The organism is Rhodococcoides navarretei (assembly GCF_038069675.1).
Classification (GTDB): Bacteria; Actinomycetota; Actinomycetes; order Mycobacteriales; family Mycobacteriaceae; genus Rhodococcoides; species Rhodococcoides navarretei.
In genome coordinates this window covers 4,488,656-4,504,673 of the sequence record NZ_JBBPCN010000001.1, presented here as the reverse complement: position 1 = coordinate 4,504,673, position 16,018 = coordinate 4,488,656, and the positions used below count along the sequence as shown (strand labels likewise).

Here is a 16,018-nt window from a genome sequence, read left to right as displayed (position 1 = left end):
CCGGTTCGACCGGGTACCACCGAAGCTGTTCGAGCTGCTCGTGTCTGGGTGGCGCAATCCTGGGAGCGCGGTGCTTCACAACCGAACCCGCCCTACCGGCACGGGCGGAGACGGAGCGGCGATCTCGATATCGAAGGTCGCAGAGATGGCCGCCACGAGTTCCGCTTTCACGTTCTCGCGCAGATCGCGACCGTAGAGCGAGTGATCGCCGGACTCGAAGGAGGTGACGGTGGGGACGGACGATCGACGCTGCAGCCGGCGCATTCCCTCCGGACCACGATTGGCCTCGAACCAGGCGGCGTCGCTGGGGGAGAGCAGCACTCGCGTCTGCACGTGCCGGTCGGCCAGGATGCGCAGCGAGATCTCGGGAACCTGGATGAGCCCGCGTCGCCCCAGCCAGATCCACAGGGCATACGGCATCCGCGGCTGCAGTGCATCCTTGATCCGCACACCACGGTGGTGCAGACGATCGAGTGTGCGAGCACGCAACCCCGCCTCCTCGATGTGCATCGAGGAGCGTTTGACGAATTCGAGGCGACGGGTGGTCCAGTCCAGGGTGTTGAGCAGCACGGCAGCACGCACCCCCAGCTCACGGGCAGCGAAGCTCGAATACCATGAGCCCGAACACATTCCGGCTACCAGAACGTTTTCCGGAGAGGTTCCCGACTGTCGGACGGCGGTGAGCGCGTCCTCGTTTCCCTCGTCGCTGTAGAGGCGGGTCAACTCCCCGTCGGGCACGGTTCCGCTTTCGCCCGTTCCGCGTCGATCGAAGCGCACCGTCGATATCCCGAACCGAGGCAGCAGCCGAGCCAGTTCGACCCACATGCGCACCGGGCCGACGCGGTGCTCGTTGGCGGTGGGGTACAACACCACGGTCGGGCCTCCGGGCAGGCACCGATCCGAGGTGGAACGAATCGCGAAAAGCTCCTGTGGGCCGAGGTGTTCGATGCTCTCGTGGATTCCGTCGACCACGAACCGCGACCGATGCGTCACCTCCACATCGTGGGTCGGTGCGACGGGGAACTTCGACGCCGTCCACGTCGAGAGATGACCGATGTCCGACGTCGGGATGATGACCTCGAAATCACTGGGCTCGAGAAAGTCGTCGTGCGCGGTCAGGGTGTGTACCTGAGCCGAGAGAGTCTCGACGAGCTTGCGAACCGGCTTCGAGTCGCTTCGCTCCGGACGCGTGGCGACCAGCACCGGTGCGTCGATTCTCGTCTTCGCGGCATCGAGTGCGGAGAGGTTCGCGGCCGAATCCGGATGCAGCACAGCGCCGATGATCGACACCCGGGAGTCGGCATCGGAGTCGGTGGTGACGCTGACCGAATACAGAGCGCGCTGCTCGTGCAGATACGACCGGCCCTTGACGACCGGATCCCACAGCGTCAACGCGGTGAGCGGCCCGCACTCGGCGGCCACCGAACATGCCAGCAGAGCACCGGCACGCAACCCGACCAGACCGACCTCGCTGGGCCCGCATCCGCGAACGTAGTCGACGGCCTCGACGATGCTGCGCTGCCAGCGTGCGACCGCGTCGGGCCGATCCTGATCACCCCACGAATCGCCGGTGCCGCTGTAGTCGAACCGCAGCACCAGAAGTCCCTCTGCACAGAGCTTCTGCGCGAGCAGCGTCATGCCGCGATACGAATCGACCTGCTCCTTGCCCAGGGGCGGGCACAGGACGACGCCGCCGCGCGCCCGCCCGCCCGACGGCACGTGGACGGTACCGAACAGCGGCGCGTCCGACGGCCCGAACCACATCGGGTACTTGCCGCCCGCAGTACGCGAAGAGGACTCGGCGGGAACCGATCCGTTGCGTAGGGAAGCGGTGCGGGGGCTGTTCACAGATTTGGTCCTTCGTGTGTGTACACGGGTGAAGCGGCAACGATCAGTGGCGCAGTGCAGCCGGCCAGGCCGAACGATCGAGTCCGTGGGTGCGGAGCAGTGCCAGGGCGATGCGTTCCATGCCGAACCCGACACACGCGCTGTGGGCGGGCTCGCCGTCGACGGTGGAGATGTCGAAGGTGTGCCCGAAGTGATCGCGGTGGCAGTTGCACGAGACCACCGCGGTGCCGTCGTCGAGATCTCCGTAGAGTTTGACGACCAGTTCGGTCTTGAGGTTCTCGTTGCGCTGGTTCGCCGCCAGCATGCGTCCGGCGCGACCGAAGAACGGATCGTTGGCGATGACCGCCTCGGCTTCCAATCCCAGATCGGCCAGTACCTGCAGGCCGCGCGGCACCCAGCGTTCGCGGTGCGCGATCGCCTCGTCGGGGGTGCCGACCCGTACGAACTCGTGCATCCGAAACGCTTGCATCCGAGCCGGATCCACCGCGGGCTCGTGCCGGAAGCAGTAGCCGTAGATGTCCATCAGCGTGCCCTCGGCAGGCAGTGTGCCGGTGAGCATCGAGTACGACGGGTGGCAGGCGGCCGAGACCAGCATGGTGCCTGCGGAGTGGAGGAAGTGATCCCAGTCCTTGCCGTCGGATCTCTCTGCCAACAACGCCGCGTGTTCCTTGTTGTCGCCCTCGAAGGTGTTGATGGCACCGGTGAGGTTGGGGAACGACGCGATGTAGTCGGTGCGCTCGAACGCTTCCCGTGGAAATACGGGAGCGAACCGGAACCGCGTTGCCTGACGGCCGTGTTCGGCCAGCCCGGCCTCGGTGACACGGGCATCGACGAACTCGATGATGTCCTCGAATTCACCGCTGCGCCCGTACAACCCGGGAATCGAGCTGGGTACCAACAGACCGGCGTCGATGAGCTCGGCGCGGAAAGCCGCTCGGGCGGAATCGAGTTCGCTGAGTTCGGTCTCCGGTGCGGAGTGGGTGGTAGTCATCACTTGCCCTTGTAGACGAGGGAGAGCTGGGCGTTGTGTCCCAGGATGCGTTCGTTGCTGACCATGATCGCGGACCCGTGCGCGTCGCGGAGATGACGGCCGATGCTCATCTCGCCGTCCTGTCGGTAGCCGGAGATGCCGCAGATCTGCAGTGCCTTGCCGACGATGTCGATGACGAGCGTCGAGGCGGTGACCTTGACGTTGTTGATCTTGAGCGCGAAGCCGATGGCTCCGAGCTCGGCCGGACTGTCTGCGACGGCCTCGAACTTGGCAGCGGCACCGAACACTGTGTCCACGAGCTGCTCGTGCACCACCGTCAACTCCGCCAGACGCAATGCGCTCGGCGGCGGCGTTCCCGGTGTCTTCCGCGCGGCCTTCTGTACGGACTTGCGCGCCTTGGTGACGGCCGCGTCCGCGATGCCGAGCCACGCCGATCCCCACAACACGTGCGCCACCGGCAGCATGGTCTGCGCGGAGATGTCGCCGTAGTTGTCGCCCAGAATGTTCGACGTCGTCGTGCGAGCGGCCAGCATGAAGCCGGGGCTGCAGGTGCCGCGGAAACCGAGGGTGTCCCAGGTGCCGGTCTTCTCCAACGTCACATCGGGCTTCTCGCACACCACGAGCACCTGATCGCTCGGTGGGCTGTCGACACTTCGCCGCGCGGTCGCCAACACGATCTGCGCGTACTCGCCGTAGGAGATGACCGGTGCGTTCTTGCTCAGCGTGATCTGCTCGCCGTCGTACTCCACCGCACAACTGCTCGAGCGAACGTCGCCGCCGATGTTGATCTCGGTGGTGGCCGACGCCACCAGAATGCGATCGGTCACGATGCGCCGTTGCAGGTCGGCCATGGCGTCGGACTTGCCGTGGCGGACGATGCTCAGCACCTGCGACTGGTGCATCACGAAGATCATCGCCGTCGACGCGCACTCGGCACCGAGGGCGCGCGAGATCCTGGCTATGTCGGTCAGTGTCGCGCCACCCCCGCCGAACTCCCGCGGAATTCCGACCCCGAGCAGGCCGGCGTCGCGTAGCGCCTCCACCGATTCGGTGGGGAAACGGGCGTCGCGGTCGACCTCGTCGGCATAGGTCCGCAGTACGGCCAGCACGTCGGTCATCGACTGGTCGATCGAGCTCTCGTAGACGGTGGTCATGGCTTCAATCCGTCAGCTGGGCGATGGCCGCGGAGATCGCGTTGATGGAGCCGAACGTCGACTTCTGCAGCATGGTGTCGGGGAACTCGACGTCGAACTCGTCCTCGAGCGCGATCATGACGTTGACGCTGGCGTGCGAGGTGAGGCCGCTGTCGTAGAGATCGGCAGCTTCGTCGATGCCCTCCACGGGGACCGGCAGCTTTCCGAATTTCTCCAGAACGGTTCGCACTCTGACCACGTCGTGCGCATTGAGCGTCTGCATCGAAAACCTCCACCGATCGCGTTAACCACGAGACCGGACGGCCTCGTCGTCGACTCAGGGTCGGCCGACAGCGCGCCTACTCGACCCTAAGTCTCCCCAGACCCTTCTAAACAATATCGCAGATTGTTTAGTAGCGTTACCTCCGATGCCTTTGTCGGTATTTCGGTCGCCGTACACTTCGAGTGGAGCGGGGGCTCGTACGGACGCCGGATCGGGCGTCGAAACACAATGTTGCGAAGGACTGTCTGGTCGATGGGTGGAATCTGCGGGGTGTCCGTGGGTACCGGTGCAGTGCGCATCGCGTACGTCGCAGACGGCCGCCGTGTCGAGGACTCCATAGACGCCGAGGGGGCACACGACCTGCTGCCCGGCAAGCTCGTCGACCTCGGGCCGTTCGAGGACATCGTCCTGGCCGGATGGGATACCGCAGCCGTCACGGCGTTGCTGGAGACCCTCGGTGACGGCACCGTGCCGAGGGCTCGGATGGTCGAGGAGTCCCACGCCCTGCTCGCGTACGCCCGGACGGTTCCGGAACTGGAAGACAAGGACTACGTCCTGGTCGTGGACCTGGGCAAGAAGGGGCTTTCGGCGACCGCACTCGATGTTGCGGGCGAGTACGTCGAGTGGACTGCGCGCACCGTGGACATCAGCGGTGACCGCTTCGACGAGGTGGTCCGAGGCATCGTGATGGCCAAGGGCATTCTGCCTGCACCGATAGGGCCCGAGGGCGACGAGGAATACCAGGCGTTCTTCCGTGAACTCAAGGAGCTGGTGAGCTCGTCGGTCGGCGTCAGGGCACCGAACCGCGGCCCGATGCTGCTCAGCCGCAAGGAATTCGAGCGCGAGATCACCCCGCTCGTCTCCGACGCTCTGGACTGGGCCTCCAAGCAGGCACCCGACGCGGTGCTGCTGATCGGCGGCGGCGCCGCCATCCCCGCAGTGCGCACCATCATCGAAGACAAGTGGAACGTTGCCGTCCACGTGCCCGACGCACCCGCAATGGCCGTCGCCACAGGTGCTGCGCTCGACGAAAGGCCACCCGTGGCCGCGCTCGACGCGGATGTGGGAATCATCACCGTCCCCGACGATGCGTCGGAACTGCTCGATGCGCCCGAGACGTATGTCGCACCCGACGCAACAGGCTTCGGCACGGTCGAGGAGTGGATGGTCGACGGCCTGACCGTCGACCAACTCGCGGTCGAGGATCTCGCGATCCACCCGGCCGTCTCGGACGTCGATCTTGCGGAACCCGATCTCGCGGAACACGATTTCGACGACGAAGTGTCTGCGCGGCCCACGGTGCTCGAACCCCAGGTGCTTGCACCGGAAGTTCTCGCACCCGAGGTGCCCGAGCCGGGTGTCGTCGCCGAACCGATTCGCCGTGGCTCGCGGACCTGGCGGGTGCGCGACGCATCCGTGCTCGCCACCGTGGTTCTGATGATCGTGGCAGTGGTGGGGCTGGTCTACACCCGAGGCAACACTCCGCCGCCCACGCCGCTGATCGACGAGCAGATACCCATCGATTCCACGTTCGCCGCCGCGCTCTCTGCTGCGGCAGAGTCCACCGACGCGGCTGCTCCCGGTCCCGTCGAGCTTCCGGTCCTCGGGCCGGCCCGCTTGTCCGATGCCGACCTGTACGAGCGGACCTTCGAGTACAGCGGTGAGTTGTACCGACCGTCCGTCGATTCGGTGGTTCCGGAGTAGACCGCAGGTTCGGATCGGGCCGGCCGGGCGGGGAGTCGGACAGGTTTCGACGAATGCGAGGGCGTGCACCTTCGGGGCGCGCGACCCGTCGATCGATCCGAGGCGGTAGCCTGGCGCACTGGACGAGGTGTATCGCGTCCGAAAACATTTGCCGATCGAAGTGAGGCCGACCACCGTGACTGTGCTGCTTGGGGTGTCCATGGGGACCCGAGCCGTGCGCACGGCGCAGCCCAGGGCCGAACAGTTCGGGGCACCGGCCGCCGACCCCTCCGGCCTGGTCAGCGACATCGAACGGCCGCTGTTCTTCCGCAACGAAGTCATCGACAGCGTCGGGGGAGACCTCCCGCACCTGGCTGTCGAATCGATCGGTGCCGCGGCCGAAACCGAGCCCGAGCTCGCCACCGGTGTCGCGTACCGCGACCCGCGCCAGGCCGACGCGCTGCAGGCGGCCCTCGCCGGTGCGCACCTGCACAACTACCACCTCGTGCATGAGGTCGAAGCTGTCGTCGAGTACCTCGCGGCGACGGGCGAGGCCCGCAACTGCAGTTCTGTCGCCCTGTTCGACCTCGGCAGCTCCGGGTTGACCGTCAGCGTCGTGGACCTGGTGCAGCGAACCGTCGTCGCCTCGCAGCGTTCGGGCGAGTACAGCGGAGATCTGCTCGACGCCTACGTGCGCAACAACCAGCTCCGCCGCCTCGGGAAGAACCCGACCGACCCCGACATGCCGCTGTTCGAGAAGCGTTGCCGCATCGCCAAGGAACGCCTGTCCACCCAGGACGCGGTGTGCTTGCCGGATGCGAGCGGCATGATCCTGCTCTCGCGTGAGAACTTCGAGTTGCTCATCACCGACCTGGTGGACGAAGCCATCGAGTTCGCGCGCGGAGTGATGATCGGCGCACACGTACCCATCGATGCGGTCGTCCTGATCGGCGGTGGAGCGCGCATGCCGATCGTGCAGAATCGCGTCGGCCCGCTGCTCGAGCTCCCGGCTCTCGTTCCGACCGAACCCGAGACCGTTGCGGCACGTGGAGCAGCGCTTGCGGCTCGGCCGCACTCGCGGACGCGAACCGGAGCGCAGGGAAGTCCCCGTGCGAATCGCCCGTTCGCGGACACCGTGAACCCTGCCGCGGCGATCGTGGCCGAACCCGGCTCGCGGGTGCGTCCGCCGGCCCCGTTGCCTTCTCCGCCGTCTGCCCCCGGCCGACCGGTTCCGGCTCGTCCCTGGATCGCGTCGGCCCCGGCGGGTGCTGACGCCCCGGCCGAGACCGCGGCGGGCGGTTTCGAGTCCTCGAGATTCACCGATCCTGTCGAATCTTCCGATTCTGTCTCCGTCGATTCGGAATCGCCGCTGCCGGTAGTGGATGATGTTCTCGACGACCATGTGCAGGGGGCGCGGGTCGACGGGGAGGTCGTTGCGTTGAGCTCGAACACGGGGGAGCGGTCTGCGGAGAACTCGGCCACGGTGCCCGAGGTGGCCGCCACCGTTGCATCAGGGTCTGCTGCATCCGATCCTGTTGTAGCAGAGACTGTTACGCAGACACCCACATCGACGATCGGCACCGATTCTGCTGCAGACGACGGCAAGCCCGTGCCGTTCCAGCTGAAGAACGTCTATTGGCTCGATGCCGATTACGACGACGACGACGGCGAAGACGATCGCACGCGGGCGCGACGGAGGCTCCGAACCGGCGGTGTCCTAGCGCTCGGTCTGGCTGCAGTGGTCGGCGTATCCGGCTTCATGCTCACCCAGCAGAACGCACCGCAGGTGGTCGACACCTCGGTCAGTCGCACCCAGACCGACGCTCCGGCCGTCACCACCGCGCCGCCGACGCCGGTGATCCCTGCGCCGGTCCTGCCGCCGCCCGCACCGGAGACCGCCGTCGAGCCGACCACGGTGCCACCGGAGACTGAGGTCTACCAGGAGCCGTGGACGCCGGAGCCGACGACGACCACGGCCGAACCGGCACCGCCGCCGCCACCCGTCGAGTCCGTTCCTCCGACGACGCAGCAGCCACCGCCGCTGATCCCGGGCCTTCCCGACTTCACGTTGCCGGTGTTCCCTCCGCTCATTCCACCCGCTCCCTGATCGAATCTACTTGTCCGCGTGCGTATTTCGCGGTCGTATGTGCTCGAAGATGAGGATGGTCTCGGTGGCGGCGACGGCCGGGTCGGCGCTGAGGTTCTCGACGACGAAGTCACGCAGCGTGGCGGTGTCGACGGTGGCGACGTGCACCAGGAAATCGTCGGCACCGGCAATGAAGTAGATGTTCAACGTCTCTTTCCGTGAGGCGATCTTGGATCCGAATTCGCTGATGCGTCGTCGAGCATCTGCTTGCAGCCGGACCGAGATCATGGCCTGGATGCCCTGGCCGAGAGCCTCGGGGTCGATATCGGCGTGAAAGCCGCGAATGACCCCGCGTTCGACGAGGGCGCGCACCCGCCCCAGGGCAGTGGACGGCGCAATCCCGGCAGCCGCAGCGAGAGCGTTGTTGGGTGTTCGAGCGTCGCGGCGTAGCTCGTCGAGCAGGATGTGGTCGATGCGATCCAGGGGGATGGGCCGAACATCGTTCGGCTGGTGCCCCGTGTCGCCCGTCTCGAATGAACTATTGCTGACCATTCCGGGAGTCTACAGAATTATGTTCACATCCGTTGCGGGTATTTCGTAGATAATTCATAGTTGGCCTACAACCGGTGGGGCCACGGCTCCCATCGCCCAGCATCGAGGAGGCCGTCATGAAGATCGGAATTCCACGCGAGATCAAGAACCACGAATACCGGGTGGCCATCACCCCGGCGGGCGTGCACGAACTGGTCTCGCGAGGACACGAAGTGATCATCGAAACCGAGGCAGGGGCCGGATCGTCGTTCACCGACACCGACTACAAGGCCGCCGGCGCGCAGATCCTCACCGACGTCGCCGAGGTCTGGGAGACCGCTGATCTGCTGCTCAAGGTCAAAGAGCCCATCGCCGAAGAGTATTCACGCCTGCGCAAGGGGCAGGTGCTGTTCACGTACCTGCATCTCGCCGCCTCGAAAGCGTGCACCGATGCGCTGCTGGAGTCGGGCACCACTGCCATTGCATACGAAACCGTCACTGCTGCAGACGGTTCGCTGCCGCTGCTCGCGCCGATGAGCGAAGTTGCCGGACGCCTCGCGCCCCAGGCCGGTGCCTACCACCTGATGTCCAGTGAAGGCGGTCGCGGAGTTCTCATGGGTGGAGTTCCCGGAGTGCGCCCCGCCAACGTCGTGGTGATCGGAGCCGGCGTGTCCGGAAGGAATGCCACCGCAATCGCTTTCGGCATGCACGCCGACGTCACCGTGCTCGATCTCGATGTGAAAGCGCTACGCGCCATCGACGATCAGTACCGCGGTGCCGTCAAGACGCTGGTGTCGAACGCATACGAACTCGAACAGGCGGTTCTCGCAGCGGATCTGGTCATCGGTGCCGTGCTGGTGCCCGGAGCCAAAGCGCCGAAGCTGGTGTCCAACAGTCTGGTTCAGCGGATGAAGCCGGGTTCGGTTCTGGTCGACATCGCCATCGATCAGGGGGGCTGCTTCGAGGATTCGCATGCCACCACGCACGCAGACCCCACGTACAAGGTGCACGAGTCGGTGTTCTACTGCGTCGCCAACATGCCCGGTGCCGTGCCGCGGACCTCCACCTACGCGCTCACCAACGCAACCTTGCCGTACGTCGTCGCACTGGCCGACAAGGGTTGGGAAGCTGCCTGCGAGGCCGACCCGGGACTGAAGGCGGGACTGAGCACCCACAACGGCGCTCTGCTCTCGGAGACCGTCGCCGCTGCATTCGCCTGAGCGGCTTCGCCGCATGTGCACGGAAGTTCGGCCCCTGCTACGAAGTTCTGCTCACATGCGGCGAAGCCGCACTACGCGCTGTGCCGGCCCGAGCCCCGGGTCTTGCGGGCCGGTGCCGCGGCCCGGCGCTGTGCTCGGTTGGAGGGCCCACCCACGGTGATGGGACGCGCGAGCAGCACGGCGATGGCCGTGGTCAGCGGGACCGAGAGAGCCAGCGCGACGCCGCCCACCGCGGAGCGGACGATCTCGATGGCCACCGAATCGCCGGTGAGCACGTCCTGGATGGACCGGTCGGCGACGCTGAACAGCAACAGCAGCGGTAGCGCGCCACCGGCGTAGGCGAGCACGAGGGTGTAGACGGTACTGGCGATGTGGTCACGTCCCACCCGCATCGTGGCGGTGAAGATCTCGCGCCGCGTCGCCGTCTCGTCCACCGAGGCGAGCTCGAAGGCCGCCGACGCCTGCGTGATCGTCACGTCGTTGAGCACTCCGAGCGAACCGATGATGAACCCGGCCAGCAGCAGGCCGGTGACACTGACATTGCCGATGTACGTCTGCACGGCGGTGTTCTGCTCTTCGGACAACCCGGTGAGATGGGTCATGCGGATCGCGACGTAGGACAGCACTGCCGCCAGGGCCATCGACGTGAGCGTGCCCAGCAGCGCCGAGCTGGTGCGTAGATTCACCCCGTGCGCCAGATACAGCACGGCATAGAGGATCACCGCACCGGCGACGAGGGCGACGGGAATGGCGGGTGCGCCGTCGAGCAGGGCGGGCAGCATGAACACCACCAGCACCGCGAACGCGAGAAGCAGGCCGACCAGTGCGCGGAACCCCCGCCAACGGGCGACGACGCAGATGACCACGGCAAACACGCCGACGATCAGCGCCAGCGGCAGCCCTCGGGAGTAGTCGTTGAAGGAGTAGCGGACTCCTCCCGACGGGTCGGTCTGGACAACGAGCCGGATGTCCTCGCCTGCGCTCAGCGTCGGTTGGCCGGGGCCCGGCGCGATCTCGAGTACCGTCCTCTTGCCTGCGTCCTCGCCGGTGGTGATGTCTACGATGCTGCGCTGGCATTCGTACGAGTCGTTGACCGGAGGTGTCGGTTCTCCGGTGAACGCTCTGCCTGCGTCGGGACTTCCGCAGGTCCCGATGCTCTGCGAGGTGATGGTGCCGGCCTCGGTGGACACCGCACCGCCGCCTGAGGTCTGGAACGGCAGTGGGATGTCGACACTCTGCTGGCTGGGCCACAAGGCGATGGCACCGCCGATCACGGCAATGGCGATGGCAACCAACAGTCCGACGACGACCTTGGCCGCCACCGGTCCCAACGGAGCCGGAGTATCGCTGTGGCCGTGCCCGTGTCCATGACCCGCGTAAGCGTCGAGGCTTGGCCTGTTGCCATCGGGAGACGTGCCGTGTGGTTCCACGGTGCAAGGCTAGTACGGGCCGGGATGGTGGCCGATGCGAGGAGCTCGGTGGCGGGGAGCAGGGGGGGCGTCCCCCGCCACCACCTGACCGACCCGGGGGGGAGGGGTACGACCAGGGCTCGCGGGCACCGAAGTGCCGTCCGCCAATGTACAGATCATTCGTCGTTCAGGCGGGACCGCCCCGATGTTTTGTGCGTCACTTTCAACTACTTGACGGTAACTTCGCGGCTCATTGCTTGTACGACGCGAGGAAGTTTCCGAACCTCTCGATCGCCACGGCCAGGTCTCGTGCCCACGGCAGCGTCACGATGCGCACGTGGTCGTGGCCCGGCCAGTTGAAGCCGGTCCCCTGAACCACCAGGATCTTCTCCTGCAGCAGCAGATCCTGGACGAGCTTCTCGTCGTCGTAGATCTCGTGCACCTCGGGATCGAGCCGCGGAAACGCATACAGCGCACCCCGCGGTTTGACGCACGAGACGCCGTGAATCGCGTTGAGCTTCTCCCACGCGACGTCACGCTGCTCGAGCAGACGGCCGCCGGGCAGGATCAGATCCTCGATGCTCTGATACCCGCCGAGTGCGACCTGAATGGCATGTTGCGCAGGCACATTGGGGCACAGTCGGGTCGACGCGAGAAGGTCGATGCCCTCGATGAAACCTGCGGCGTGCGCCTTCGGTCCGGTGATCGCGAGCCATCCGGCGCGGTAGCCGGCCACTCGATACGCCTTGGAGAGTCCGTTGTACGTCAGGCAGAGCAGGTCGGGAGCCAGGCTCGCCAGCGAGGTGTGCTCTGCGTCGTCGTAGAGAATCCGGTCGTAGATCTCGTCCGCGAGCAGCAGCAGCTGGTGCTTGCGCGCCAGATCGACGATGCCCTGTAGCACCTCCTTCGAGTACACCGCACCCGTCGGATTGTTGGGGTTGATCACCAGCAGCGCGACGGTCTTCGGGGTGATCTTGGACTCGATGTCGGCCAGATCGGGATTCCACCCGTTCTCCTCGTCGCACATGTAGTGCACGGCCTTGCCGCCGGACAGCGTCGTCATCGCCGTCCAGAGCGGGTAGTCCGGCGCCGGGATCAGTACTTCGTCACCGTCGTCGAGCAATGCCTGCATCGTCATCGTGATGAGCTCGGACACCCCGTTGCCGAGGTAGATGTCGTCGACGTCGAGCTCGGGGAAGCCCGGCTCGAGTTCGTAGCGCGTGACGATGGCTCGCCTGGCCGACAGGATGCCCTTGGACTCGGAGTACCCCTGGGCCACCGGCAGCGCCGCGATCATGTCGCGCACGATCACGTCGGGGGCCTCGAACCCGAAGGGTGCCGGGTTACCGATGTTGAGCTTGAGGATGCGGTGCCCCTCGGCCTCGAGACGGGCGGCGTGGGCGTGTACCGGTCCGCGGATCTCGTACAGCACGTTCTGCAGCTTGGTGGACTGCTGCAACGTGCGGTAACGCGGCTGGGAGTGGATCTGCGGAGTGGTCACCCGTCACATCGTGCCAGGTGGGTGCCACGTAATTCCACGAGGTTGTTTCGCCCGGGATGTCAGTGGTTGGTGGAACAATCTGCTTCCATGTGCGGACGGTATGCCAGTACCCGGAGTGACAGCGACCTGCAGGCGGTGTTCGACATCGCCGAGACCGTCGGAGCGGAGGTGCCGGCCTCGTACAACGTGGCCCCCACCCAGACGGTCCGGACGGTGCTCGAGCGCGCACCGAAGGACGAACCCGGGGCCGACGCCGTGCGGCAACTGCGATCGGTGCGCTGGGGCCTGATCCCGTCGTGGGCGAAGGACGCAAAAATCGGTTCCCGGCTGATCAACGCCAGGTCCGAGACCATCACCGAGAAACCGTCGTTCAAGAAGGCAGCGAGCCGTCGGCGATGCATCGTCCCCGCCGACGGCTACTACGAGTGGGAGAAGCGCGACGGCGCGAAGGTGCCCTACTTCCTGCACGACGGTGACGGCGTGCTCGCGATGGCCGGCCTGTACGAGCTGTGGCGAGATCCCACCAAGGCCGACGACGACGAGAACCGCTGGGTCTGGTCGGTCACCGTGCTCACGTCCCCGGCTGCCGATGCGCTCGGCCACATTCACGATCGCTCACCGGTCGTGCTTCCGCCGGATCTCCGTTCGAGCTGGCTCGACCCCGCGGTGACGGACCTCGGCGACGTTCGAGACCTGCTGGCCGCGATCCCCGAACCACGGCTCGAGCCCTACGAGGTCAGCACCGCGGTGAACAGCGTGAAGAACAACAGCCCGGAGCTGCTGACACCGGTGTAGCGATGTCTCAGGCGAGTCGCGCTCGGCAGATGTCGGCAATCGCGGCCCGCTCGTCCGGGGTCAGTTCCTCGGCGACCGGTGAATCGAGAATGCGACGCAGTCGCTGGAAGTAGGTGCGCGCGTCGACGCCGAACGCCACGTAGATGTCCTCGTCGCTACCACCGCCGTACCCACGCCAGGTTCGGCCGAATGTCAGAATCTCGTGGTCCACCGAGTGGGTAGTGGTCCGGCGCATGGTGTCCCCCTAGTGCTGCTTGTCACCCATCATCCGGGTCGTGGTTGAAGGTGCGGTGAACACCGCGTTACGTGCACGTCAGTTCACTAGGGTGGAACCCGTGACTGCTCTCGCCTACGGATCCTGGCCCTCGCCCATCACCGCAGCAGATCTGTCGTCGGCGGGCCACCCCGTCGAGGGTGGTTGCTTCGTCGGCAGCGAGATCTGGTGGTCGGAACTGCGGCCCACCGAACAGGGTCGGACGGCCATCTGCCGCCATGCCGACGGAGAAGTGCAGCCCATCCTGCCCGCACCGTTCAACGCCCGCACCCGCGTACACGAATACGGCGGGGGAGCCTGGACCGCGACGGCAGACGGCGACCTGGTGTTCGCCGAGTTCTCCGATCAACGCGTCTACCGACTCACCCCCGGCGGCGCACCCGTGCCGCTGACTCCGAAACCGGCTGTGGCGTCGAGCATCCGGTACGCCGATCTCTCGGTGGTCGGCACCGACGTCATCGCAGTTCGCGAGATGCACGACGCGGGCGCGGTGTCCCGAGACATCGTGGCCATCGATCTCGGCGGCGGCGGAGTGCGCTCGTTGGTGACGGGCTCGGACTTCCTTGCGTTCCCGAGACTGTCACCCGACGGCGCCCGCATCGCCTGGATTGCCTGGAACCACCCGCAGATGCCCTGGGACGGAACGGAACTGCGCGTAGCGTCGCTCGCCGATCCCGGCGCATGGACGGTGCTGCTCGGTTCGACCGAGGAATCGGTGTTGCAGCCGGAATGGATCGACAACGAATCGCTGTACGCCATCAGCGACCGAAGTGGTTGGTGGAACCTGTATTCGGTCACGCTCGACGGGTCGGTCACACCGCTTCGGGAGCTCGACGCCGACTTCGGGGCTCCGCTGTGGCGGCTGGGATCGAGCTGGTATTCCGTGCTCGACGACGGGACGCTGCTCACGGTGCGGACCGTCGGCACCGACACATTGGCGATTCTCGATCCAGTGTCCGGGGAACTGGACGACATCGCGCTCGACGGGGTGACATCGGTGGGCCTCGGTGGGCGTTCCGGCTCGACAGTGTTGATCAAGTGCGGCGGAGCGCACGTTGCAGCCGGGTTGTTCACCCTCGACCTCGAATCTCGCGAATTGACGGCTGTGCGTTCGGGTTTCGAGTCCGTTCCCGACGCTGCGTACTTGCCGGAGGGGCGTCAGGTGACGTTCCATGGACCGAGTCGTGAGGTGCACGCCATCGCCTATGCGCCGCGCAACCCATCCTACGAAGGGCTCGACGGCGAACTCCCACCGTATGTCGCGTTCGTCCACGGCGGTCCGACTGCGCACGTCGCACCCGCGCTGAACCCGTTGTTCGCCTACTTCACCAGCCGCGGCATCGGCGTCGTAGATGTGAACTACGGCGGGTCCAGTGGATACGGCCGCGAATACCGCAACCGGCTGCGCGGGCAGTGGGGAGTGGTCGACGTCGAAGACACCATTGCCGCGGTGCAAGGGTTGGCGGACAGCGGACTCGCCGACCCGCACCGGTTGGCCATCGAAGGCGGATCCGCAGGTGGGTGGACGGTGTTGGCTGCGCTGACATCCTCCGACGTGTTCGCTTGCGGCGCTTCGTACTTCGGCGTTGCCGAGCTGGAGCTGTTCGTTGCCGAGACCCACGACTTCGAGTCCCGCTACATCGACGGGCTCATCGGACCGCTGCCCGAGGCCATCGACCTGTACCGCACCCGCGCTCCGGTCAACAACGTGGATGGGCTCTCCTGCCCGGTGCTGTTGTTGCAGGGGCTGGACGATCCGATCGTGCCGCCGTCACAGGCCGAGCGGTTTCGAGATGCGATGGTGGAGAAGGGAATACCACATGCCTACCTGGCTTACGCTGGCGAGTCGCACGGATTCCGCAAACTGGAGACGCAGGTGAACGCGCGAGAAGCCGAGCTGTCCTTCTATGGCCAGGTCATGGGATTCACGCCGCCAGGAATCCCCGAGCTGCAGCTGTGGCGTCCCGCTAGCTGAGCGGTGGATGCGCCCGTTTCGCTTCGAGAAACTCGAGTAGCGCGCTGGGGATAGCGCAGTACTTGCTGTTGCCCTCCGACAATTTGCTGCCCGCCTCGAACGCTGCCTTCGACGGGCCGTTGTGTTCGCGGATGAGTGCGCAGAGGCGCTCGTCGGTGCGGCCGGACTCGCAACACTGTTCGACGTGCGCTCGGTCGTCCGGTGACAGAGCCGTCCACCACTCGTCGTAGCGGCGAAAGAGCTTGTCCGCGTCGTCGGTCATGCCTGCTCCTACTTCTCGGGTACGCCG

At 66.1% G+C, this 16,018-nt stretch carries 14 protein-coding genes; 5 read left to right on the top strand and 9 right to left on the bottom strand.

The genetic code is table 11. The annotated features are described in order from the left end of the window. Positions 1 to 75 precede the first annotated feature (75 nt). Genes AABD04_RS21245 through AABD04_RS21230 form a run of 4 tightly spaced genes read right to left on the bottom strand, consistent with a single transcriptional unit; the run spans position 76 to position 4,255 of the window. The gene (locus AABD04_RS21245; RefSeq protein WP_341442349.1) at positions 76 to 1,848 is read right to left on the bottom strand and encodes an alpha/beta fold hydrolase; all 1,773 of its coding nucleotides are present in this window, start codon (positions 1,846 to 1,848) and stop codon (positions 76 to 78) included. A gap of 43 nt (positions 1,849 to 1,891) precedes the next feature. Next, on the bottom strand, positions 1,892 to 2,839 hold the full coding sequence (locus AABD04_RS21240) for an amino acid--[acyl-carrier-protein] ligase (protein WP_243596726.1): 948 nt from the start codon (positions 2,837 to 2,839) through the stop codon (positions 1,892 to 1,894). Then, a complete protein-coding gene (locus tag AABD04_RS21235; protein WP_243596725.1) occupies positions 2,839 to 3,993 on the bottom strand; it encodes an acyl-CoA dehydrogenase family protein in 1,155 nt (384 codons plus the stop codon). Before AABD04_RS21235 ends, AABD04_RS21240 begins: the two co-directional genes overlap by 1 nt. Positions 3,994 to 3,997: 4 nt before the next feature. Continuing rightward, complete coding sequence (locus AABD04_RS21230; RefSeq protein WP_243608981.1) at positions 3,998 to 4,255, bottom strand: acyl carrier protein; 258 nt, start codon at positions 4,253 to 4,255, stop codon at positions 3,998 to 4,000. A gap of 252 nt (positions 4,256 to 4,507) precedes the next feature. Between AABD04_RS21230 and AABD04_RS21225 the strand changes: the two genes are divergently transcribed. Both AABD04_RS21225 and AABD04_RS21220 read left to right on the top strand, forming a co-directional pair. Then, on the top strand, positions 4,508 to 5,959 hold the full coding sequence (locus tag AABD04_RS21225) for a hypothetical protein (RefSeq protein ID WP_341442348.1): 1,452 nt from the start codon (positions 4,508 to 4,510) through the stop codon (positions 5,957 to 5,959). A gap of 175 nt (positions 5,960 to 6,134) precedes the next feature. Continuing rightward, the gene (locus AABD04_RS21220) at positions 6,135 to 8,045 is read left to right on the top strand and encodes an Hsp70 family protein (protein ID WP_341442347.1); all 1,911 of its coding nucleotides are present in this window, start codon (positions 6,135 to 6,137) and stop codon (positions 8,043 to 8,045) included. A gap of 6 nt (positions 8,046 to 8,051) precedes the next feature. On the opposite strand, the gene AABD04_RS21215 is transcribed toward AABD04_RS21220, so the two are convergent. Continuing rightward, positions 8,052 to 8,576: an Lrp/AsnC family transcriptional regulator gene (locus AABD04_RS21215; protein WP_243608978.1), complete on the bottom strand. Its 525-nt coding sequence runs from the start codon at positions 8,574 to 8,576 to the stop codon at positions 8,052 to 8,054. Positions 8,577 to 8,692: 116 nt separating this feature from the next. Between AABD04_RS21215 and ald the strand changes: the two genes are divergently transcribed. Next, positions 8,693 to 9,775 (top strand): alanine dehydrogenase, encoded by a 1,083-nt coding sequence (gene ald / locus AABD04_RS21210; RefSeq protein WP_341442346.1) that lies wholly within the window; start codon positions 8,693 to 8,695, stop codon positions 9,773 to 9,775. Positions 9,776 to 9,846: 71 nt separating this feature from the next. Here ald and AABD04_RS21205 read toward each other — a convergent pair whose 3' ends face one another. Both AABD04_RS21205 and AABD04_RS21200 read right to left on the bottom strand, forming a co-directional pair. Then, positions 9,847 to 11,205, bottom strand: a complete 1,359-nt coding sequence (locus AABD04_RS21205; RefSeq protein ID WP_341442345.1) for a YibE/F family protein — start codon at positions 11,203 to 11,205, stop codon at positions 9,847 to 9,849. A 229-nt stretch (positions 11,206 to 11,434) separates the two neighbouring features. Further along, positions 11,435 to 12,685, bottom strand: a complete 1,251-nt coding sequence (locus AABD04_RS21200; RefSeq protein WP_032396087.1) for a pyridoxal phosphate-dependent aminotransferase — start codon at positions 12,683 to 12,685, stop codon at positions 11,435 to 11,437. 87 nt (positions 12,686 to 12,772) lie between these two features. Between AABD04_RS21200 and AABD04_RS21195 the strand changes: the two genes are divergently transcribed. Further along, a complete protein-coding gene (locus AABD04_RS21195; protein WP_341442344.1) occupies positions 12,773 to 13,480 on the top strand; it encodes an SOS response-associated peptidase in 708 nt (235 codons plus the stop codon). Between the two features lie 7 nt (positions 13,481 to 13,487). Here the strand turns inward: AABD04_RS21195 and AABD04_RS21190 are convergent, their stop codons facing one another. Continuing rightward, on the bottom strand, positions 13,488 to 13,715 hold the full coding sequence (locus tag AABD04_RS21190) for a DUF3263 domain-containing protein (protein WP_341442343.1): 228 nt from the start codon (positions 13,713 to 13,715) through the stop codon (positions 13,488 to 13,490). A gap of 100 nt (positions 13,716 to 13,815) precedes the next feature. On the opposite strand from AABD04_RS21190, the gene AABD04_RS21185 reads away from it, so the two are divergent. Next, entirely contained in the window at positions 13,816 to 15,729 is a 1,914-nt protein-coding gene (locus AABD04_RS21185; RefSeq protein ID WP_341442342.1) for a dipeptidyl-peptidase 5, read from the top strand. Here AABD04_RS21185 and AABD04_RS21180 read toward each other — a convergent pair. Next, the gene (locus tag AABD04_RS21180; RefSeq protein ID WP_341442341.1) at positions 15,722 to 15,991 is read right to left on the bottom strand and encodes a hypothetical protein; all 270 of its coding nucleotides are present in this window, start codon (positions 15,989 to 15,991) and stop codon (positions 15,722 to 15,724) included. The two genes, AABD04_RS21185 and AABD04_RS21180, sit on opposite strands and share 8 nt — an antisense overlap. Between the last annotated feature and the right edge of the window lie 27 nt (positions 15,992 to 16,018).